Consider the following 19,318-nt stretch of genomic DNA (forward strand, 5'->3'; position numbering starts at 1 on the left):
GCCGGGGACAGCCGTGCTCACGTCGTCCCCTTGTCGGCCAGCCGGTTGATCGCGAACGAGATCGCGAAGATGACCACGGTCAGCGTCACTCCGATCGCCGCCGCCGAGCCGACCTGGCCCAGCCCGAAGGCCCGGTGGTAGACCTCGAACGACGGCACCGACGTCGAGTCGCCGGGCCCGCCGCGCGTGGTGACGTACACCAGGTCGAACGTCCGTAACGCGGCGATCACGGTCAGCGTGAGCGCGACCGCGATCTCCCCGCGCACCGACGGCAGCGTGACCGCGAAGAACTCCCTGACCGCGCCGGCCCCGTCGAGCCGGGCCGCCTCGTACAGCTCCATCGGCACGCGGCTCATCCCGGCCAGCAGCAGCACGGTCACCAGGCCGCTCTCGAACCAGGTGCCCACGACGCCGACCGCCGGCAGCGCGAACGTGTGGTCGCCCAGCCAGCCCCGGGTGAGCCCGTCGAGGCCGAGCGCGCCGAGCAGCGCGTTCAGGGTGCCGTCGGGCGCGTACACGCGCCGCCAGGCGACGGCCACCACGACCATGGCCACCACCTGCGGCAGGAACACCACGGTCCGGAAGAACCCGAGCCCGCGCACCTTGGCGTGGTTGAGGATCGCCGCCAGCGTCAGCCCGATCGCCAGCGGGATCACCGCGTAGAACACGATGAGCACCAGCGCGTGGCCGAAACCCGCCCGCAGCCGCTCGTCCGACAGGATCGCGGTGTAGTTGTCCAGGCCCGCCCACCGGCCGAGGGTGAGACCGTCCCAGTCGTAGAGGGAGATCTGCACCGCGCGGCCGATGGGGTAGAGCAGGAACACCGCGTAGACGACGAACGCCGGCAGCAGGTACAGGTAGGCGACGCGGCCGGGCTCCCCCGGAGGTCGGCCCATGCTCACCCGTTGCTCTCGGCGAAGGTCTTGTAGTCCTTCTCCAGCGTGTCCAGGAACTCCTTCGGCGTGGCCTTCTTGGCCAGCAGGTCCTGCAGCGCCGCGCCGAGCGTGTCGGCGAAGGTCGGGGTGGCGTAGTCGAGGTACGGCACCAGCCCGTCGTCCTTGGTCGCGGCGCCGAACGCGGTGAAGACGTCCTGCTGCGGCCCGGCCTGCACGGACTGCTGCGCCGTGTCGGCGACCGGCAGGTTGCCGGTGGAGGTGAGCACCTTCATGGCGTCGGCGTTGGTGATGAAGTCGATGTAGGCCGCCGCCGCGTCGGGGTGCGGGCTCTTCGCCGTGATCGCGAACGGCAGGCCGGTGCCGCCGGTCGTGACGGGCGGGGCGCCGGCCGCGGCGCCGGGCGGCAGCATGAACCCGAGGTCCTTGCCGAGCGCCTTCTCCAGGTCGGCCAGCAGCCAGGTGCCCGCGATGAGGAAGACGCCCTTCCCCTTGCCGAACGCCTGCCAGGCCGGGTCGTAGCCCTGCCCGTTGAAGCCCGGCTCGAAGTAGCCCTTGTCCACCCAGCCGACCAGTTCCTCGGCGGCCTTGACGTTCTCGGGCGTGGTCCAGGAGGCGCCCTTGCGGCCGAAGGCGAGCGTGGAGATCTGCTCGGCGGGCACGTGGCGGCCCTGCACGGTGCCGAACACGTGGATGGCGGGCCACTTGTCGAGGTTGCCGAGCTGCATCGGCACCTCGCCCCCGGCCTTGGCCTTCTCCAGCGCCGCCTGGAAGTCGGCCCACGTCTTCGGCGGTTCGAGGCCGAGCTTGGTGAGTTTCGCCCGGTTGTAGAAGACGCCGACGACCTCGCCGACCTGGGGCAGGCCGTACAGGTTGCCCTCGCCGAACACCTTGCCGTCGGCGCTGTAGCGGGAGTAGCGCAGCACCGTGTCGGGGTAGCGGGTCTTCCAGCCGTACGCCTCGGCGTAGGCGTCCAGCGGCAGGAGCTGGCCGGCCTTGACGAACTGGCCCATCGACGAGCGCCCGTTGTTGGCCTCCACCACGTCCGGCGGCTCGTTGCCGCTCAGCGCCAGGCGCAGCGTGGTGTTGAGGTCGTCGAACGAGCGCGACACGCGCTTGAGTTTGATGTTGGGGTACTTGGCCTCGAACGCGGCGTTGAGCTGCTTCATCTGGGCGGCCTGACCGCCCCGCACCTCCTGGTCCCAGACGGTGAGCGTCACGTCGCCGAGGGAGGCGGCGTCGGTGCGCACCGCCGAGGCGGCGGTCTTCGCCGGGGAGGGCGCGGGCGGGGCCGACGACCCGGGCGCGCACGCGGTGGCGGCGAGGGCCAGGACGCCGGCGGCGAGCACGGCGAACGTCCGCGGACCGCGGGGGCTACGGCCCATGATCATGGTGTTACTCCTTCTGGGCGGGCACGCGCTGCGCGGCCGGTACCTCGGGCTCGGTGGGGACCGCCGGGGCGGGCGGCTCAAGGTCGGCGTGCCGGGCGATCGTGGCGGCGGCCCGGCGCACCGCGCCCACCGGCACGGTCGGCACGAGCCGGTCGAGGAAGGCGTAGCGGCGGGCCAGCGAGTCGCCGTAGGCGCCGCCCCGCCCGGCCGCGCCGCGCACCTCGTGCCACCAGTCGGCGATGTCGCCCCAGCCCGGCGCGGCCAGCGACCCGCCGAACTGCTGGACGGCCAGCCCGGCGCACACCCCGGCGAAGGCCAGCCGGTCGGCCAGCGGCCACCCGGACAGCGTGCCGAGCACGATGCCCGCGCCGAAGACGTCGCCCGCGCCGGTCGGGTCCAGCGCGCGCACCCGGGGGGCGGGCACGTACGCCTCCTCGCCGGTCGTCGAGTCGATGGCCATGGCGCCGTTCGGGCCGTCGGTGACGACGGCCAGCGGCACCTTGTCGGCGAGGACGTAGAGGGCGTCGCGCGGGTTGTCGGTGCCGGTGTAGGCCATCGCCTCGACCGCGTTCGGCATGAACGCGTGGCAGACGGCGAGCTGGTCGAGCACCGAGGGCGACCAGGCGCCCGACGGGTCCCAGCCCACGTCGGCGAAGATCATGGCGCCGTCGCGCTGGGCCAGCTCGGCCCAGTTGCACGTGGCGCCGGGCGGCGCGCCGAGCGGCTCCTCCGTGGAGAGCGTCACGATCACCGCCCGGGACCGGGGCGGTTTGCCGATCATCTCCGAGGCCGACATGGGCGCGGGATGGCCGTGGGTCACCATGCTCCGGTCGCGGTCGACGGCCATGGAGACCGTCACCGGCGTGTGCCACTGGTCGAAGCGCCGCGACTTGGACAGGTCCACGGCTTCCTGCTCGGCCAGCGTGCGCCAGCAGAAGTCGCCGTAGTCGTCGTCGCCGAACGCGGCGGCCAGCGACGTGCGCAGGCCCAGCCGGCTGGTGGCGATGGCGAGGTTGGCGATGCCCCCGGGGCAGGAGCCCATGCCATCGGCCCACGTCTCGGTGCCGGCGGCGGGCATGGCGGGCAGACCGGTGAACACGATGTCGAGGAACACGGTGCCCGCGAGGAAGACGTCGAACTGCGGGGCCTCGGGGCTTCGCAGATCGGCGAGAGGGTCGTAGGCCTGGGCAGACACGGGTAAGAGACCTCCTCGACAGTACGAGATGTGCGCAATCTTGCACGTTTACTCGCGGACATCAAGTGTTTCGTGTGAGCAATTGGTAGAAGATGCTCGTTCATGCGCGCGTTTGACTGTTAGAATCCGATCGTGCTCCAGCACCTCAGGCATGCGGAGATCATGCGCCGAGTCCGGCTCTCGGGGGCGACCAGCGTCCGTGACCTGGCGGCCCAGTTGGGCGTGAGCCCGTCCACCATCCGCCGCGACCTGGAGGTGCTCGACCGCGACGGCACGCTCAGGCGTGTGCGCGGCGGCGCCCTGGCCGGCGCCGACGCCGACACCGACCGGCCCTTCGCCGAGGTGGCGGGCGTGGACGAGCAGGACAAGGAGGCCGTGGCGGCGCGCGCCGCGCGGCTCGTCGGCGACGGCGACGTCGTCCTGCTCGACATCGGCACGACCACCATGCGGCTGGCCTGCCGCCTGCGCGGTCGCCGCGTCACCGTGGTCACCTCCAGCCTCGCCGTCCTCGACGTGCTGCGCGACGACCCGGTGGTCGAGCTGCTGCTGCTCGGCGGCATGCTGCGCCGGCCGTACCACTCGCTGGTGGGCGTGCTCACCGAGGAGGCGCTCGGGCAGGTCTGCGCCGACCGGGTGTTCCTGGGGGCGAGCGGGGTCCGCGCGGACGGCCAGCTCGTCGACACGACGCTCGCCGAGGTGCCGCTGAAGCGCGCCATGATCGCCGCCGCGGGCCAGGTGGTCCTGCTCGTGGACCGGCACAAGTTCCCCGGGACGGGCGCCCTGCGGGTGTGCGGTCCCGAGGACATCGACGTGCTCGTCACGAACGAGGGCGCCGACGCGTCCACGCTGCGCGCCTGCGCGGACGCCGGCGTCGAGGTCCTGCTCGCGTGAGCGCCGGAGCGAGGTCCGGCGGTGAGGAGATCGGATGAGACTGGCCGTTCTGGGAGGCGGGGGCTTCCGGGTCCCGCTGGTGTACGGCGCGCTGCTGCGCGACGCCGCCAAGCCCCGCGTGGAGGAGGTGGTGCTGTACGACGTGTCGCCCGAGCGGCTGGAGGCCATCGGCCACGTCCTTGAGCAGCTCGCCGCGGGCCACGACGACCCTCCCGTGGTGCGCGTCACCACCGACCTCGACACCGCGCTGCGCGGGGCCGACTTCGTCTTCTCCGCGATCCGGGTCGGCGGCCTGGCCGGCCGCACCGCCGACGAGCGGGTCGCACTCGACCTCGGGGTGCTCGGCCAGGAGACCACCGGGCCGGGCGGCGTCGCCTACGGCCTGCGCACGATCCCGGTCGCGGTGCGCGTGGCCGAGCGGATCGCCGCCCTCGCCCCCGGCGCGTGGGTCATCAACTTCACCAACCCCGCCGGCATGGTCACCGAGGCCATGCGCCGGGTGCTGGGCGAGCGGGTGATCGGCATCTGCGACTCGCCGATCGGCCTGGTCCGGCGGGCCGCCTCCGCCCTCGGGCTCGACCCGGCCCGCGTGTCGCCCGACTACGTGGGGCTCAACCACCTCGGCTGGCTGCGCGGGCTGTCGCACCAGGGCCGCGACGTGCTGCCCGAGCTGCTCGCCGACGACGGGGCGCTGCGGCAGGTGGAGGAGGCGCGGATCTTCGGCGCCGACTGGGTGCGCACCCTGGGCGCGCTGCCCAACGAGTACCTGTACTACTACTACTTCACCCGCGAGGCCATCGCCGCGACCTCGGGCCGCACCCGCGGCGAGTCGCTGCTCGGCCAGCAGGACCGCTTCTACGCGGCGGTCCGCGAGCGGCCCGGCCAGGCGCTGGCCGAGTGGACGAGGGCGCGCAGGGAGCGCGACGAGTCGTACATGGCCGAGGCCCGCGACGTCACCGAGGCCGGCGAGCGCGACGCCGCCGACCTGGAGGCGGGCGGGTACGAGGGCATCGCGCTCGCGCTCATGGCGGCCATCGCCCGCGGCGAGCCCACCAGCATGATCCTCAACGTGCGCAACGGCGCGGCCGTGCCCGGGCTGCCCGCGGACGCGGTGGTCGAGATCCCGTGCGCGGTGGACGGCTCGGGGGTCAGGCCGCTGGCCACCCGGCCGCTGCCCGGCCGCTTCCTCGGGCTGGTCCAGCAGGTGAAGGCGGTGGAGCAGACGGCCATCGAGGCCGCCCTGTCGGGCTCGTCGCGGCTGGCGGTCGAGGCGTTCGCGCTGCACCCGCTGGTCGACTCGGTGAGCACGGCCCGCAGGCTGCTCGACGGCTACCGGGCCCGCGTCCCGCAGCTCGCCGAGGTGCTGGACGGCGGCCTGCTCTAGCGGGCGGCAGGGGGACGCGTCACAAGAGAGCCACAAGTGGCCTCCAAGACGCGTCCCTCATGATGGCTCCCTTTCCGACAGAGAAAGTGAGCCCTGATGAAACGGACAGCGTTGCTGCTGGGCGTGGTCATGCTCAGCGGGCTGCTGGCCACACCCGCCACCGCCGCGCCCGGCCCCGTCACGGCGGCGCAGCGGGCCGGAGGAGCCTCCGCCGCCGCGCCGCTCGTCACGACCGCCGTGGCCAAGGTCAAGGCCGTCCCCGCCCGGCAGTCGATCGCCTGCCCCACCACCGTCGCCTTCTCCGCCGTCGTGGCGGCCAAGGGCCGGGGCACCGTCCGCTACCGGTGGGTGCGCGGCGACGGGAGCAAGGGGGCCGTCAAGAGCTTCCGCGTCGCCGGCAGGCGCAGCGTCGTCGTCAAGGACCGCCAGACCTTCGACCGCACCGCGTCCGGATGGCAGGCCGTCGAGATCCTCGGCCGGCGCGGGCTGTCCGGCAAGGCCCGCTTCAGCGTCACCTGCGCCGGACCGGTCAAGGTCTACGACGTCGCCACCCCGCTGCCGGCCGAGCCGGACCGGCCGCTGGTCGCGGCGGCCGACGTGGACGTCCGCCCGGCGTCCTACACGGGCGCCTGCCCCACGAACGTCGTCTTCACCGCCACCGTCCAGGTGTCGCGCACCCCGGCCAGCGTGTCGTACCAGTGGATCGACTCCGCCACGGGCGAGGGCCGTCCGCAGACGCTCACGTTCGCCGCGGGCGGCCCGCGTGTCCGGCAGGTCGTCCTCCCGCTGAGCGTGGGCTCCTCCACCGGCGGCTGGAAGGCCGTCCACCTGCTCGGCCCGAACGGCCACGACTCGGCCCGCGCCGCCTACCGGGTGACCTGCCGGCGCACCCCGCCGACCGGCCCGTCGCCGACCCCCTCCACCACGCCCACATCGACCCCCTCGACCACTCCCACCTCGACCCCCTCGACCACTCCCACCTCGACGCCCTCGACCACTCCCACGTCGACGCCCACCACGACGACGACGCCGACCCAGCCGCCCGCCCAGCGCCCGGCGACGCAGATCACCGCGGTCACCCCCGGAGACTACGAGGGCTCCTGCGCCGAGCCCGTGGCCTACCAGGCGGCCGGTCGCGTCACCCTGCCCGCGGGCGCGGCGCAGCAGGTCACGTACTGGTGGACGCTCGACGGCACGGCGTGGCAGCGCCAGAGCGTCGACTTCCCGGCGAGCGCCCAGCCGCGTTCGCAGGAGGTCAGCGCCGGATGGAGTCTCGGCTCCACCGACACCGGCGCCCACACGCTCGCCCTCCTCGCCGAGGGCGCCACGGCCACCGGCACACGCGCGTTCACCTTCACCTGCGGCGCCGACCCGGGCGCCGCCGACCTGAAGCTGAAGTACGTGCTGACGTCCCAGTACAAGGGCGTCTGCGACGGCTCCTTCCCGCTGCACGCGAGGGCCCTCCTGTCCACGGACCGCGAGGCCGAGGTCAGGTACCGCTTCGTCGTGGACGGCAAGCCCGGCGACACCAGGACCGAGCTGCTCAAGCCGGGCGTCCAGCAGACGATCAGCGACGTCTGGTACAGCAGGGCCACCGCGAGCGGGTCCGGCGTCGTCCGCCTGGAGGTGCTGAACCACAACAGGATCGTCAAGGAGAACCCCTACACCTGGACCTGCGTGCCCAAGAACCCCGCGCCCGGCACGGTGGACCTCGTCTCGATCACCACCACGCCCTACTTCGGCGACTGCGTCGAGGCGCCGTACGTGACCGCTCACGGCGCGTTCCGGGCGGCTCCCGGAACCGCGATCACCTGGCGGTGGGTCATCGACGGCCGGCCGGACTCCGAGCACACGGCCACCGTCGAGGCGGGCGGCCTGCTCCAGGTGCAGTCGGCGTACTGGCACCGGACCACGAAGACCGGCGGGACGGTCCGCCTGGAGGTGCTGAACCACAACAAGCCGTCCGCCGAGGAGCCCTACCCGGTCACCTGCAAGAACTAGCCGGTCAGCCGAAGGCCAGCCGCTCGCGGCGCCGGTAGCCGGGCCGGGTCAGCGCCAGGAACATCCTGGACGAGCGGCCCGACCCGGCCAGGATCCGCTCGGTCTCCTCGCCGGTGGCGTGCCGGTCCAGCCACGGCACCCGGAACGCCATCTGCCGCACAGGGACCTGACCGGCGACCCGCCTCTCGGCGCGCGCCCAGGCCGCGGGCGGCACCCGTTCCGTGATGATCGGGAACAGTTCGGCCTCCTCACCGGCGATGTGCTCGGCGAGGAGGTCGAGCACCGGCTTCAGCTCGCGTCCGAGGCGGGCCAGATCGCCGTCCACGGCCGCGCGGCAGCGCTCCATCAGCGGGCCGAGCGCCTCGTGCCCGCCGGCGTAGGGGGACAGGTCGAAGGCGTCGCCCGCGGCGCGGGCGACGAGCGGCCACAGGGCCTCGTCCCCGTGGACGTGATGGTGGATGGCCGACAGCAGCGACCTGGTGTACCAGCGGGTCGCGGCCTCCCGGGCGGCGGAGACGGCTCCGGCCTCGGGCAGGAGCTCGGTCAGGCGGCCCAGGTCGGCGAGCATGGCCCGGTGGGCGACGTACGACGCGGTGAGGTCGGGCGACGCGGTGAGGCCGGGGGAGGCGGTGAGGTCGCGCGACGCGGTGAGGCCGGGCAGCGCCGCGGGGCCGGGGCCGCGCCTCTCGCCCGTCCTGGACGGCCCGTCGCCGAGCGGACGGCCCGGGGAGACGGCAGGACGGTCCGGGGAGACGGCGGGACGGTCCGGGGAGACGGCGGGACGGTCCGATGAGACGGCCGGGCCGCCGCGGTTGTCCGCCACGGCCGCGTCCCTTGTGGCAGGGGCGCCCGGCGCGGGGCCGCGTTCGGCGTCCCAGGCGCGTAAGCGGGGCCAGGCGCGGGCGAGCGCGGCGCTGGCCGGCTCGACGCGTTCGCCGCTGACGGCCACGAGCGTCCCCGCCTCGGCCGGGACGGGCCGCACCGCCACGCTCGGCCGCACGAGCAGCCCGGCCTCGGTGAGCCGGTCGAGCACCCCGTGCTCGTCGCGGCACACGGTGTCCCCGTCGATCAGGCGCAGCAGCAGCACGGGAGCCTCGTCCCGCTGGAGCGGCGTCAGCGACGCGTAGACCCGCTCGGCCACCTCGCCCAGCGACGGCGGCCCCGCCAGCCCCTCGGGCGCCCCCAGCGTGTACGGCGGCTCCGGGAAGTCCCCCAGGAGCTCCTCCGACGACGGGCGGTCCGCCGGGTCCTTGGCCAGGGCACGCCCGACCAGGGAGCGCAGCGGCTCCGGCAGCGCGTCCAGGTCGGGGTCCACGGCCAGCAGCCGGTGCATCACGCCGCCCAGGCTCTCCCCGCGGAACGGGTCGTGCCCCGTGGCGGCGAACAGCATCACCCCGCCCCAGGCGAACACGTCCGCCTCCGGCCCCGGCCGCCGCCCGGTGAAGACCTCGGGCGCCAGGTACGTGCAGGTGCCGACCGCGCCCGGGACCGTCACACCGGCGTCGATCACGGTGGGCCCGTCGGGGGAGAGCAGCACGTTCTCGGGCCGCAGGTCGCGATGGGCGATCCCCACGGCGTGCAGGGTGCGCAGCGCCGCCGCCATGCCCGCCGCCAGCGCGGCCAGCTCCCCGCCGGCGTACGGCCCGTGCCGCTGCACCGCCTCCCGCAGGTCGGGCCCCTCGACGAACTCGCTCACGATGTACGGCACCGCGCCGTCCATCCCGACGCCCACCACCCGGGCCAGATGCCGCGGCGAGACCCGCCACACGGCGTCGGAGAGCTGGCCGTCGACCTCGCCCCGGGGCACCTTGACCGCGAAGCGGCGTCCTTCGTCGTCGTAGGCGTCGTAGACCACGCCCCGCCCGCCGGCACCCAGCCGTCCGGCCAGCCAGTAGCCGCCGAGACTCGTGGGGTCGCCCGGCACCAAGCGCATCGTCACTGATGCTTAGATGCGGCCGGGGCGGGTTTGGTTGTGCCCGTTCGGGGTGTTCCGCGGCCGGGTGCCGGTTCGGTGGGGGCACCGGGTGGAGAAGGGGACGTCACAGGCCCTCCGCGCGCCTCGGAGGACCCGTGCGTCATGATCATTATGCCAGCGTCCCGGACGGGGACGGCCACACCGTGGTCAGCCGCCGTCACGCGCGGCTGATCCCAGCGCCCGCAGCGTGCCCTCGGCCACCTCCTCGGGCGTCGCCGTGCTCACGTCGAAGGTGATGTCGGCCACCTCGCGGAAGAACGGCTCGCGCCGCGCCCGCATCACCGACGGCGCGAAGTCGGGCCGGTGGGCGCCGGAACGCATCCGCTGGGCCAGGACCGCGTCGGGCGCGTCCACCCACACCACGAACGCCCCGCGCAGCGCCTCCCGCACCCGGGGGTCCTCGACGGCGCTGGCCGCCGCGGTGATCACCTTGGGCGGGCCGGCGAGCTCGGCCAGGACGTGCTCGGCCTCCCGCCGGTGCAGCACGTCCGCGCCCTCGCTCGCCGCGATCTGCGCCGCCGTGGCTCCGTACCGCTCGCGCAGGAACGGGTCGCTGTCGCTCAGCGGCAGGTCAAGGGCCTTGCTGATGAGGCGTCCCGCGGACGTCTTGCCCGCGCCCATAAGCCCGACCATCACTACTGGTTTGTTTTTTGCCATGTGGATAGAGGTTCCTCTTGTCAAGGAGGTACTAATGACCATCGCCGGAAGCATCATCCTCATCATGCTTGGCGCGATCCTCACCTGGGCCGTCGAGTTCGACCTCGCCGGTCTCGACATCAACGTCGTCGGCGTCATCCTCATGCTCGGCGGTCTGATCGGGCTCCTGTTCGGCATCTACCGGATCCAGGTGACCCGCCGGGCGGTCGGCCCGATCGACGAGCCGGTGACCCGCCACGAGATCTACGAGGAGCCCGAGGCGCGCCGCACCACCGTGTACGAGGAGCGCCGCCGCTACGACGAGCCCCCGCTGTAACCCCCACCACGACGCCACGCGTGGGACGAAGCCATCGCAGGAGGTGAACCGACATGCCCGCCAAGGACGAACTGCCGTCGACGATCCGGCGCTCGCCCAAGAAGGCGCAGGACACGTGGATGAAGGCGCACGACTCGGCCGTGCAGACGTACGGCGAGGGACGCCGCGCCCACATGACGGCCTTCGCGGCGCTGAAGCACTCGTTCGAGAAGGTCGGCGACCACTGGGAGCCCAAGTCCGGGAAGGGACCCTCGGACCAGGGCGCCAAGGACCGCTCCGGCCGCACGGCCGAGGGCGTGGACGCCAACGCCAGCAAGGAGCACCTGCAGAAGGTGGCTTCCCAGCTCGGCGTCACCGGCCGGTCGAAGATGACCAAGCAGGAGCTGGTCGACGCCATCAAGAAGGCCAACCGCCGGGCCACCGCCAAGGCCCGCGGTTAGTCCGTCCGAGCTCGTCAGGCCCGCCAGGCTCGCCCGGCGGGCCTTCGTCTGCGCCCCGGCGTCTTCATCGAGACTTCAGAGCAGGCGGAGACTTCAGAGCAGGCGCTTGACCGCCTCGACGATGGCGCGCCGGTCGATGCGGGCGTCGGCGAGCTGCTCCGCCGGCGTGGCCGAGCCCGGCAGCCCCCGCACGGCCAGCTTCACCACCCGCGGCCCCAGCTCGCTCACCGCGTCCGTCACCGCGTCGCCGAGCCCGCCCTCCGGCCGGTGGTCCTCGACGGTGATGAGGTTGCCGGTCGTGGTGGCGGCGGCGGTCAGGGCGGCCTTGTCGACGGGCTTGACGGAGTAGAGGTCGATGACGCCCACGGGGATGCCGCCGGCGGCCAGCTCGTCGGCCGCCGCCAGCGCCTCGTGCACGGTCACCCCGGCGGCGACGATCGTGGCCCGGTCGGCCGGCGTGTGGCGCAGCACCCGCGAGCCGCCCACGGGGAAGCGCTCGCCGGGCTTGTAGATGACGGGCGTGTCGCCGCGGGTCGTCCGCAGGTAGGACACGCCGGAGATGCCGGCCATCTCGGCGGTCAGGGCCGCCGCCTGGTTGGCGTCGCAGGGGTAGAGCACCGTGCTGCCGTACACGGAGCGCAGCATCGCCAGGTCCTCCAGCCCCATCTGGGAGGGGCCGTCCTCGCCGATCGCCACGCCCGCGTGCGAGCCGACGAGCCTGATCGACGCCTGGCTCACGGCGGCCATCCGGATGAAGTCGTGCGCCCGGGTCAGGAACGCCGCGAACGTCGCCGCGTACGGCACGAAGCCGCGCGCCTGCATGCCGACGGCGGCGGCGACGAGCTGCTGCTCGGCGATGTACAGCTCGAAGAAGCGGTCGGGGAACGCCTTGGCGAACTCCTGGGTCTTGGTGGAGTCGGCCACCTCGCCGTCCAGCGCGACCACGTCGCCGCGGGCCGCGCCGAGGGCGGCCAGCGCCTCGCCGTACCCGGTGCGGGTGGCGACGCGGGTGCCCGGCTCGTACTCGGGCAGCGTCAGCGGACCGTCGTCGAACCGGTACGGCTGCGGCATGAACTCCGGCCGGTGAACGTCCACGGTGAGGGTGCGCACGCCGCCCAGCTCGGCGACGGCCGTGTCCGGGTCCTTCAGCGCCTTGCCGTGGGCGCCCTCGCGGTTCTCCACCTCGACGACGCCCTCGCCCTTGCGGGTCTTGGCCAGGATGACGGTGGGCCGCCTGCGGGTGTTGCACGCGTCGCCCAGCGCGAAGTCGATCTGCCCGGGGTCGTGGCCGTCGATCTCGACGGTGTGCCAGCCGAACGCGCCGAACCTGCGCGCGTACGCCCCGGTGTCCCAGCCGTGCCGGGTGGGACCGCGCTGGCCGAGCCGGTTCACGTCCACGATGAGCGTCAGGTTGGCCAGTCCCTCGTCGCCGGCGTGCTCGGCGGCCTCCCACACGGAGCCCTCGGCCAGCTCGCTGTCACCGCACAGCACCCACACCCGGTACGGCAGGCGCTCCAGCCGCCCGGCCATCGCCATGCCCACGCCGACCGGCAGCCCCTGCCCCAGCGACCCGGTCGCCACGTCCACCCAGGGCAGGCGCGGGGTCGGGTGCCCCTCCAGCCGGCTGCCCCGCTTCCTGAAGGACAGCAGCTCCTCGTCGGTGATGGCGCCCGCCGCCTTGAACAGGGCGTACAACAGCGGCGAGGCGTGCCCCTTGGAGAAGATCAGATGGTCGTTGGCCGGGTTGTCGGGGTGCTCGAAGTCGTAGCGCAGGTGACAGGCGAACAGCACCGCCATCAGGTCCGCGGCCGACATCGACGAGGTGGGATGGCCCGATCCCGCGGCGGCCGAGCTGCGCACGGAGTCCACGCGCAGCTGGCCGGCCAGTTCGGTCAGGTAGTGCAGGTCGCGTTCGGGCATGGTCAAGGCCTCCTCTGGTCGTCCGCCGCCTACCCCTTCTCGGCCGCTTAACGCGGGGGCGCGCGCTCGCGGAGGCCCTGACCGGTCAGCGCGAGCGCCGCAGGAGCGCCACGGCCGCGGCGGCCCCCGCCGCGAGGCCGAGCAGGACCGGCCGGCGGTGCTGGGACAGCCAGAGCTGCGGGCTGCGCGCGTGCGAGCGCCCGTCGAAGCTGCCGTGGGCGCCGTAGTCCTGGTCCTCGTCGGCCGGCTCCCACAGGTTGGCCACGCCGGTCGGCGTCTTGTCGTCCGTGACCTGGGACTTCGTTCCCGTACGAGCCAGGTAGCGGTCCACCAGGGCCGGGGCGATCCGCTGCGCGACGAGCGTCGCGGCGGTGGTCGAGCCGACCCAGTACTCCTTGCGCTCCGGGTGCTCGGCCGCGTAGACGATGCCGTTCGCGGCGACCTCGGGCTGGTAGATGGGCGGCACCGGCTGCGGGTGGCGGCGCAGCTTGGACAGCACCCAGTCGAACTGCGGCGTGTTGACCGCGGGGAGCTGCACCATGGTGATCCTGATGTCGCTGCCCTCGCTCATCAGCTCGGTGCGCACCGACTCGGTGAAGCCCTTGACGGCGTGCTTGGCGCCGCAGTACGCCGACTGCAACGGGATGCCGCGGTACGACAGGGCAGAGCCGGTCTGCACGATCGTGCCCCGGCCCCTGGGCCGCATCAGGTCGAGGGCGACGCGGGTGCCCCACACGTAGCCGAGGTAGGTGACGGCGGTGGTGCGCTCGAACTCCTCGGGGGTGATGTCGGTGAACTTGGCGAAGACCGACGAGAACGCCACGTTGATCCACACGTCGATCGGGCCCATGTCGGCCTCGACCTGCTCGGCCGCCCGCCGGAGCTGCTCGTAGTCGGCCACGTCGGCCTCGAACACCTTCCCGCTGCCGCCGGCCACGCCCACGTCCACGGCGGCGGCGCCGAGCCCGGTCGTGCCGCGGGCGATGAGCGCGACCTTCGCGCCCTTCGCGCCCAGCTCACGGACCACGGCCCGGCCCACGCCGCCGCTGGCGCCGGTCACCACGACCACCTTGCCGCGCAGGTCGTGGGGGCGCAGCCCCTCGGCCGTCTCGGCGACGGCCCCGGCGAGGGACCCCGTCGGGGTCCCGGAGCTCACGTCGGTTCGCTGCGGAGTCATGCTCACCCTGCCTCTCCCACGTTCCTGCGCTTCTGCCGCCGTACGGCGAGCACCATGTCGATGACCGTGACCACGGCGACGACGACCGCGATGCCCGTCAGCACCGGGAAATGCCCGATCAGGCCCAGCACCGCCATCGCGAAACAGAAGACGAGGATGAACGACCCCGCCCTGATGTGGACCACGTCTCTCGGCGTCGCCGGCACCATGGGTTTGCCCGTCGCCGAGCGTTCCTCCCACTGGTTGTTCTCAGACATGGGTCCTCACCTGCCCGTGCCGTTTGGGGCCTAACGTTCGGGGTAGCCGCGCTGCCGTGCCCGAGCTGCATCCCAGTGACCGCACCGAGGCGGGGATCACACGCCGGCGCCGCGGGCGGGGCTTCAGCTACCACCACGCCGACGGCGCGCCCGTGGACGCCGAGACGCTGGCGCGGATCAAGGCGCTCGCCATCCCGCCGGCGTGGACGGACGTGTGGATCTGCGCCTCGCCGCACGGTCACCTGCAGGCCGTGGGCACCGACTCCGCGGGACGCCTCCAGTACCGCTACCACGACCTGTGGCGCCAGCAGCAGGACCGGATCAAGTTCGACCGGGTGCTGGAGCTGGCCGACCGGCTGCCCGGCTTCCGCAAGGCGGTGGACGAGGGGCTGCGCGGCAGGGGCCTGACCCGGGAGCGGGTGCTGGCCGCCGCCGCGCGGATGCTGGACGTCGGCTTCTTCCGCGTGGGCGGCGAGAGCTACGACACCTACGGCCTGGCCACCCTGCGGATGGAGCACGTGGCGTGCACCCGCGGCGCCATCACCTGCCGCTACCCGGCCAAGGGCGACATCCAGCGGGAGGTGGCGATCGCCGACTCCGACGTGTGCTCGGTGATCAGGGCGCTCAAGCGCCGCCATCCCGAGGGGGAGCTGCTGCGATACCGACAGTGGGGCCGCTGGGTCGACGTGCGCAGCGACGACATCAACGACTACCTGCGCGAGACGATCGGCGACGACTTCACCGCCAAGGACTTCCGCACCTGGCACGCGACCGTGCTGGCCGCCGTCGGCCTCGCGGTGTCCACCCACGCCGGGGAGGGCGCCGGCGGCGCGAAGCGCAAGGCGCCCGGGAAGAGCGGGAAAGCGCCCGGGAAGAAGGAGAAGGGGCCCGGGAAGACGGCGCGCAAGCGCGCGGTCGCCCGGGTGATGCGCGAGGTGTCGGAGTACCTGGGCAACACGCCGACGGTCGCGCGGGAGTCGTACGTGGACCCGCGCGTGGTCGAGGCGTACGAGCGGGGCAGCACGATCGCGCCGGTGCTGACGGAGCTGGGCGCCGAGGCGGACTTCGGCCAGCTCGCCACCCACGGCGCCGTGGAGCGCGCCGTTATCGACCTGATACGCGCCGTTTGAGGGATTCTTCCCCGGGCATGCGGCGTCAAGGAAGGAGGAACCCATGGAAGCTCCGCAGTACGTCGCGGCCCGCATCCAGCAGGCGCTGGCCGAGGACGCGCGGACCCACGAGCTCGGCATCCACGTCGACGTCAGAGGCGACCAACTGTTCCTGCGCGGCCAGGTGAGCGGGAACGACCAGCGTGTGCGGCTCGGCGAGGTGGCGCACGAGGCCGCCCCGGACCTGAAGATGCACAACGAGATCAAGGTCGTCGTCGTCAACGAGCCGGGGGAGGATGAGCACCTTGACTGAAGTGCGCATAGCGGCCGTCGGCGACATCCACCTGGGCGAGGACGTCCGGGGTGAGTACCGCAAACGCCTGGAGGGCATCGAGGAGCGCGCCGACGTCCTCATGCTGGCCGGCGACCTCACCCGGCACGGCACCCTGGAGGAGGGCCGGGTGGTCGCCGACGAACTGCGCGACCTGCCGATCCCGGTCGTCGCGGTGCTCGGCAACCACGACTACCACTCCGACCTCCAGCACGAGATCGCCGGTGAGCTGCGCGACGCCGGGGTGATGGTGCTGGACGACGACGGCGTGGTCGTCGAGTGCGGCGGCACCAAGCTGGGCGTCGTCGGCGGCAAGGGCTTCGGCGGCGGGTTCGCCGGCAAGTGCGCGAGCGAGTTCGGCGAGCGCGAGATCAAGGACTTCGTGGCGCACACCCGGTACATCGCCGAGAGCTGGAAGATGGCGCTGAAGGAGACGCAGGCCGACCGGCGGGTCGTCCTGTCGCACTACTCCCCGATCAAGGAGACCCTCGAGGGCGAGCCCCTGGAGATCTACCCCTTCCTCGGCAGCTACCTGCTGGCCGAGGCCGTGGACACGGCCGGGGCCGACCTCATCCTGCACGGCCACGCCCACAAGGGCACGGAGAAGGGCCTCACCCCCGGCGGCATCCGGGTCCGCAACGTGGCGCTGCCCGTGCTGGGCAAGGCGTACGCGGTGTACTGCCTGGAATGCGGCGAATAACGCCATACGCCCAGAAATACCGAGAGGGCGGTCGCTCCGGATGGGAGCGGCCGCCCTCTCGGTGGTGCTGCTAAACGATAGATGATCTTTTTCTGCTGGTTTTCTGTCGGTTCGATGACATTTCAGCTCACGCCGCATAAAGCGGCGAAGCGGGTAACACGCGATGACACAGCCTGACGGTTTGGTCCACCGGGCCGGCGTCCACCGGCCCGGTGGGGGTCGAAGGGGGCGTTCGCGGCGCCCCTAGACATTGAAGATGCTGACACCGCCGGGGCCCACGAGGAAGCCGAGGACGATCAGGACGATCCCCCAGAGGAGATCGCGACGGGCCAGAATCACATAGATCCCGGCGATGACGAGAACGACCGCGATGATCCACAGCAAAGTAGCCATGGCCCGCTACTGCCCGTGCCGAAGGACATTTAACATCCTTTCCCGATACGTGACATGTTTTCCCGGGTCGCGGCGGGAAGTGGAGGTTCATGACCGCTTTCGGATACTTCCTTTCCTGCGAAGAACACGGCCCCCAGGAACTCGTCCGGCAGGCCAAGGCGGCCGAGCGGGCCGGGTTCGAGGCGTTGTGGATCTCCGACCACTTCCATCCCTGGATCGACGAGCAGGGGCAGAGCCCGTTCGTCTGGACCGTGATCGGCGCGATCGCCGAGGCCACGTCCCTGCCCATCACCACGGCCGTCACCTGCCCCCTGATGCGCGTCCACCCCGTGATCGTGGCCCAGGCGGCGGCCACCTCCGCAGCCCTGTCCGGCGGCCGGTTCAGGCTCGGCGTCGGCACCGGCGAGGCGCTCAACGAGCACGTCGTCGAGTCCCGCTGGCCGCCCGCCGACGAGCGGCTGGAGATGCTGGAGGAGGCCGTCGGGCTGATGCGGGAGCTGTTCACCGGCGAGCAGGTGACGCACCGCGGCACCCACTACCGGGTGGACACCGCCCGCCTCTACACGCTGCCGGACGAGCCGCCGCCCATCTACATGTCCGGCTTCGGGCCCAAGGCGATCGAGCTGGCCGGGCGCATCGCCGACGGCTACATCTCCACCGGGCCGAGCACCGAGATGGTGGAGCAGTTCCACAAGGCGGGCGGCACGGGCAAGCCGGTGCTCGGCGGCCTCAAGGCCTGCTACGCGCGGGACGAGGCCGAGGCGCGCAGGACCGTCCACCGGCTGTGGCCCAACCAGGGCATCCAGGGCGAGGCGTCGCAGCTCCTGCCCCTGCCCCGGCACTTCGAGCAGCTCGCCGCATCGGTCACCGAGGAGCAGGCCGTCGGCTCCAGCCCGTGCGGCCCCGACGTGGAGAAGCACGTCCAGGCGATCCAGGCGTACGTGGACGCGGGCTTCGACGAGGTGTACGTCAACCAGATCGGGCCCGAGCAGGACGCGTTCTTCGACTTCTACGCCCGTGAGGTCCTGCCGCGCCTGCGCTGAACCGCCCGGCGCGGGGGAGACGCGCCCGCGCCGGACGGCCCCGCCCGGACGAGGTCAGGACGCCGAGCGCATCAGCCTGGCGTAGGCGAGCTGCAGCCAGTCGGAGACCGCCACCGCGGTCATCGTCGCCCCGACCAGCCGCGTGAACCGGGGCGCGAACACCAGGCCGGCGGCGTAGGCCGTGGCCGTCCACTGCGCCAGGCAGAACGGGCACGACACCAGCTCGCCGACGGAGTTGCGCGGCTCCTCCTTCAGCTCCGCGGGCCCCGAGGCCCCCTCGAACCGGGTGAACGGCGCGCGGAGCGGGCTCGTCACCGGGTCCTTGGCGATCAGCCGCGACACCTTGTGGGTGCAGCCCGCCATCAGCGCGAGATCCAGCACGCCCACCTGCTCCGGCCCCTTGCGCCCGGTCAGTGCCGCCAGGCCCGCCGCCGCGGCGACCGCCCCGCCGTAGACGGTGAGGATGCGCAGGTAGCCGCGCAGCGGCCGGTCGTGCTCGCCCTGGTACTCGCGTTCGGTCTTCTCCAGGAAGTCGGTCATAGGGCCTGGCGCTACCCCCGCTCCCCGGCTCTAGTCGCGTCGCGGACACCGCCGCGCCGCGCGATTCGACGTCTAGCCGGGGACCGCGGGGGTAGCCCGATCACATGAGCAGCCACAGTCATGAAGTCACCGACGCGATCCTCGACACGCTCAAACGCGCCAGCTCGGGGTTGAAGGACGCGGGCGTGAAGTTCGCGCTCGCCGGTGGATGCGCCGCCTACGCCCGGGGGGCCGCGCCATCACTGCACGACGTGGACTTCGTGCTCACCGAGCACGACGTGCCGGCCGCCCTGGAGGCGCTGCGCGGCCTCGGCTTCGAGACGGCCAAGCCGCCGGAGGACTGGCTGGTCAAGGCGTACGACGAAGGACGCCTGGTGGACCTGATCTTCCGCATCTCCGACCGGCCGATCACCGCCGAGCTGATCGCGCGGGCCGAGCAGATGAAGGCCTCCGCCGTGATCGTGCCGGTGCTGGAGGCGACGGACCTGGTGATCTCCTGGCTGATGCCGTTGTCGGAGCACGCCTGCGACTACGGCGCCCTGCTGCCGCAGGTGCGGGCGCTGCGCGAGCAGGTGGACTGGCAGCGGGTGGCGACGGTGACCGCCGACTCCCCGTACGCGGCCACCTTCCTGACCTTGCTGGAACGCCTCGGCGTGCTGGACGCGCCGGTCGAGCCCAAGGGCGACCCCTCCTGGCCCTGACCCC

Annotated in this window: 20 protein-coding genes; 10 read left to right on the top strand and 10 right to left on the bottom strand. The window is 72.8% G+C overall.

The window, feature by feature from the left end:
* Positions 1–17: 17 nt before the first annotated feature.
* From HD595_RS25910 to HD595_RS25920, 3 genes are read right to left on the bottom strand one after another with little or no spacing between them, the layout of a single operon-like run.
* Positions 18–896 (bottom strand): carbohydrate ABC transporter permease, encoded by an 879-nt coding sequence (locus tag HD595_RS25910; protein WP_253773317.1) that lies wholly within the window; start codon positions 894–896, stop codon positions 18–20.
* 2 nt (positions 897–898) lie between these two features.
* Complete coding sequence (locus HD595_RS25915; RefSeq protein ID WP_253773319.1) at positions 899–2,284, bottom strand: extracellular solute-binding protein; 1,386 nt, start codon at positions 2,282–2,284, stop codon at positions 899–901.
* Positions 2,285–2,288: 4 nt separating this feature from the next.
* Complete coding sequence (locus tag HD595_RS25920) at positions 2,289–3,479, bottom strand: carbohydrate kinase family protein (RefSeq protein ID WP_253773321.1); 1,191 nt, start codon at positions 3,477–3,479, stop codon at positions 2,289–2,291.
* Positions 3,480–3,611: 132 nt separating this feature from the next.
* On the opposite strand from HD595_RS25920, the gene HD595_RS25925 reads away from it, so the two are divergent.
* From HD595_RS25925 to HD595_RS25935, 3 genes are all read left to right on the top strand, one after another.
* Positions 3,612–4,370 carry a DeoR/GlpR family DNA-binding transcription regulator gene (locus HD595_RS25925; protein WP_253773323.1) on the top strand — a complete coding sequence of 253 codons (759 nt, stop codon included), beginning with the start codon at positions 3,612–3,614 and terminating at the stop codon, positions 4,368–4,370.
* 34 nt (positions 4,371–4,404) lie between these two features.
* Positions 4,405–5,754, top strand: coding sequence for a 6-phospho-beta-glucosidase (locus tag HD595_RS25930; protein ID WP_253773325.1), 1,350 nt, complete (start codon positions 4,405–4,407; stop codon positions 5,752–5,754).
* A gap of 96 nt (positions 5,755–5,850) precedes the next feature.
* Positions 5,851–7,755 (top strand): hypothetical protein, encoded by a 1,905-nt coding sequence (locus tag HD595_RS25935; protein ID WP_253773327.1) that lies wholly within the window; start codon positions 5,851–5,853, stop codon positions 7,753–7,755.
* A 4-nt stretch (positions 7,756–7,759) separates the two neighbouring features.
* On the opposite strand, the gene HD595_RS25940 is transcribed toward HD595_RS25935, so the two are convergent.
* Both HD595_RS25940 and HD595_RS25945 read right to left on the bottom strand, forming a co-directional pair.
* Positions 7,760–9,688, bottom strand: a complete 1,929-nt coding sequence (locus HD595_RS25940; RefSeq protein ID WP_253773329.1) for a protein kinase domain-containing protein — start codon at positions 9,686–9,688, stop codon at positions 7,760–7,762.
* A 189-nt stretch (positions 9,689–9,877) separates the two neighbouring features.
* Positions 9,878–10,351 (bottom strand): shikimate kinase, encoded by a 474-nt coding sequence (locus HD595_RS25945; RefSeq protein WP_253773331.1) that lies wholly within the window; start codon positions 10,349–10,351, stop codon positions 9,878–9,880.
* Positions 10,352–10,421: 70 nt separating this feature from the next.
* Between HD595_RS25945 and HD595_RS25950 the strand changes: the two genes are divergently transcribed.
* Positions 10,422–10,703 (top strand): hypothetical protein, encoded by a 282-nt coding sequence (locus tag HD595_RS25950; protein ID WP_175593838.1) that lies wholly within the window; start codon positions 10,422–10,424, stop codon positions 10,701–10,703.
* 53 nt (positions 10,704–10,756) lie between these two features.
* On the top strand, positions 10,757–11,143 hold the full coding sequence (locus HD595_RS25955) for a ChaB family protein (protein WP_253773333.1): 387 nt from the start codon (positions 10,757–10,759) through the stop codon (positions 11,141–11,143).
* Positions 11,144–11,236: 93 nt separating this feature from the next.
* Here the strand turns inward: HD595_RS25955 and HD595_RS25960 are convergent, their stop codons facing one another.
* The 3 genes from HD595_RS25960 to HD595_RS25970 all read right to left on the bottom strand — a co-directional run bounded on the left by HD595_RS25960 (position 11,237) and on the right by HD595_RS25970 (position 14,497).
* Positions 11,237–13,063 carry a transketolase gene (locus HD595_RS25960; RefSeq protein ID WP_253773335.1) on the bottom strand — a complete coding sequence of 609 codons (1,827 nt, stop codon included), beginning with the start codon at positions 13,061–13,063 and terminating at the stop codon, positions 11,237–11,239.
* An 85-nt stretch (positions 13,064–13,148) separates the two neighbouring features.
* Complete coding sequence (locus tag HD595_RS25965) at positions 13,149–14,240, bottom strand: SDR family oxidoreductase (protein ID WP_253773337.1); 1,092 nt, start codon at positions 14,238–14,240, stop codon at positions 13,149–13,151.
* Between the two features lie 2 nt (positions 14,241–14,242).
* A complete protein-coding gene (locus HD595_RS25970; RefSeq protein WP_253773339.1) occupies positions 14,243–14,497 on the bottom strand; it encodes a hypothetical protein in 255 nt (84 codons plus the stop codon).
* Between the two features lie 56 nt (positions 14,498–14,553).
* On the opposite strand from HD595_RS25970, the gene HD595_RS25975 reads away from it, so the two are divergent.
* The 3 genes from HD595_RS25975 to HD595_RS25985 are packed head-to-tail and all read left to right on the top strand — an operon-like array spanning position 14,554 to position 16,637.
* Positions 14,554–15,627: a DNA topoisomerase IB gene (locus HD595_RS25975; RefSeq protein ID WP_253773341.1), complete on the top strand. Its 1,074-nt coding sequence runs from the start codon at positions 14,554–14,556 to the stop codon at positions 15,625–15,627.
* A 43-nt stretch (positions 15,628–15,670) separates the two neighbouring features.
* The gene (locus HD595_RS25980; protein ID WP_253773343.1) at positions 15,671–15,919 is read left to right on the top strand and encodes a BON domain-containing protein; all 249 of its coding nucleotides are present in this window, start codon (positions 15,671–15,673) and stop codon (positions 15,917–15,919) included.
* Position 15,920: 1 nt separating this feature from the next.
* Positions 15,921–16,637 (top strand): metallophosphoesterase family protein, encoded by a 717-nt coding sequence (locus HD595_RS25985; RefSeq protein WP_253781316.1) that lies wholly within the window; start codon positions 15,921–15,923, stop codon positions 16,635–16,637.
* Positions 16,638–16,880: 243 nt separating this feature from the next.
* Here HD595_RS25985 and HD595_RS25990 read toward each other — a convergent pair whose 3' ends face one another.
* Complete coding sequence (locus HD595_RS25990; protein ID WP_175593845.1) at positions 16,881–17,030, bottom strand: GPGG-motif small membrane protein; 150 nt, start codon at positions 17,028–17,030, stop codon at positions 16,881–16,883.
* Positions 17,031–17,119: 89 nt separating this feature from the next.
* On the opposite strand from HD595_RS25990, the gene HD595_RS25995 reads away from it, so the two are divergent.
* Positions 17,120–18,073 carry an LLM class F420-dependent oxidoreductase gene (locus HD595_RS25995; protein ID WP_253773345.1) on the top strand — a complete coding sequence of 318 codons (954 nt, stop codon included), beginning with the start codon at positions 17,120–17,122 and terminating at the stop codon, positions 18,071–18,073.
* Positions 18,074–18,127: 54 nt separating this feature from the next.
* On the opposite strand, the gene HD595_RS26000 is transcribed toward HD595_RS25995, so the two are convergent.
* Positions 18,128–18,613 (bottom strand): DUF1360 domain-containing protein, encoded by a 486-nt coding sequence (locus HD595_RS26000; protein WP_253773347.1) that lies wholly within the window; start codon positions 18,611–18,613, stop codon positions 18,128–18,130.
* A gap of 104 nt (positions 18,614–18,717) precedes the next feature.
* Here HD595_RS26000 and HD595_RS26005 point away from each other — a divergent pair, with 104 nt between their 5' ends.
* Positions 18,718–19,314 carry a nucleotidyltransferase gene (locus HD595_RS26005; RefSeq protein WP_253773349.1) on the top strand — a complete coding sequence of 199 codons (597 nt, stop codon included), beginning with the start codon at positions 18,718–18,720 and terminating at the stop codon, positions 19,312–19,314.
* The last annotated feature ends 4 nt before the right edge of the window (positions 19,315–19,318 follow it).

The sequence above is a fragment of the Nonomuraea roseoviolacea subsp. carminata genome (assembly GCF_024172185.1).
GTDB lineage: Bacteria > Actinomycetota > Actinomycetes > Streptosporangiales > Streptosporangiaceae > Nonomuraea > Nonomuraea roseoviolacea.

What these genes read in the sequence shown, in the direction of transcription:
- HD595_RS25910 (WP_253773317.1), bottom strand. Translation starts at nt 896, where the DNA reads ATGGGCCGACCTCCGGGGGAGCCCGGCCGCGTCGCCTACCTGTACCTG.
- HD595_RS25915 (WP_253773319.1), bottom strand. Translation starts at nt 2,284, where the DNA reads ATGATCATGGGCCGTAGCCCCCGCGGTCCGCGGACGTTCGCCGTGCTC.
- HD595_RS25930 (WP_253773325.1), top strand. Translation starts at nt 4,405, where the DNA reads ATGAGACTGGCCGTTCTGGGAGGCGGGGGCTTCCGGGTCCCGCTGGTG.
- HD595_RS25935 (WP_253773327.1), top strand. Translation starts at nt 5,851, where the DNA reads ATGAAACGGACAGCGTTGCTGCTGGGCGTGGTCATGCTCAGCGGGCTG.
- HD595_RS25940 (WP_253773329.1), bottom strand. Translation starts at nt 9,688, where the DNA reads ATGCGCTTGGTGCCGGGCGACCCCACGAGTCTCGGCGGCTACTGGCTG.
- HD595_RS25945 (WP_253773331.1), bottom strand. Translation starts at nt 10,351, where the DNA reads ATGGGCGCGGGCAAGACGTCCGCGGGACGCCTCATCAGCAAGGCCCTT.
- HD595_RS25950 (WP_175593838.1), top strand. Translation starts at nt 10,422, where the DNA reads ATGACCATCGCCGGAAGCATCATCCTCATCATGCTTGGCGCGATCCTC.
- HD595_RS25955 (WP_253773333.1), top strand. Translation starts at nt 10,757, where the DNA reads ATGCCCGCCAAGGACGAACTGCCGTCGACGATCCGGCGCTCGCCCAAG.
- HD595_RS25960 (WP_253773335.1), bottom strand. Translation starts at nt 13,063, where the DNA reads ATGCCCGAACGCGACCTGCACTACCTGACCGAACTGGCCGGCCAGCTG.
- HD595_RS25965 (WP_253773337.1), bottom strand. Translation starts at nt 14,240, where the DNA reads ATGACTCCGCAGCGAACCGACGTGAGCTCCGGGACCCCGACGGGGTCC.
- HD595_RS25970 (WP_253773339.1), bottom strand. Translation starts at nt 14,497, where the DNA reads ATGTCTGAGAACAACCAGTGGGAGGAACGCTCGGCGACGGGCAAACCC.
- HD595_RS25980 (WP_253773343.1), top strand. Translation starts at nt 15,671, where the DNA reads ATGGAAGCTCCGCAGTACGTCGCGGCCCGCATCCAGCAGGCGCTGGCC.
- HD595_RS25990 (WP_175593845.1), bottom strand. Translation starts at nt 17,030, where the DNA reads ATGGCTACTTTGCTGTGGATCATCGCGGTCGTTCTCGTCATCGCCGGG.
- HD595_RS25995 (WP_253773345.1), top strand. Translation starts at nt 17,120, where the DNA reads ATGACCGCTTTCGGATACTTCCTTTCCTGCGAAGAACACGGCCCCCAG.
- HD595_RS26000 (WP_253773347.1), bottom strand. Translation starts at nt 18,613, where the DNA reads ATGACCGACTTCCTGGAGAAGACCGAACGCGAGTACCAGGGCGAGCAC.
- HD595_RS26005 (WP_253773349.1), top strand. Translation starts at nt 18,718, where the DNA reads ATGAGCAGCCACAGTCATGAAGTCACCGACGCGATCCTCGACACGCTC.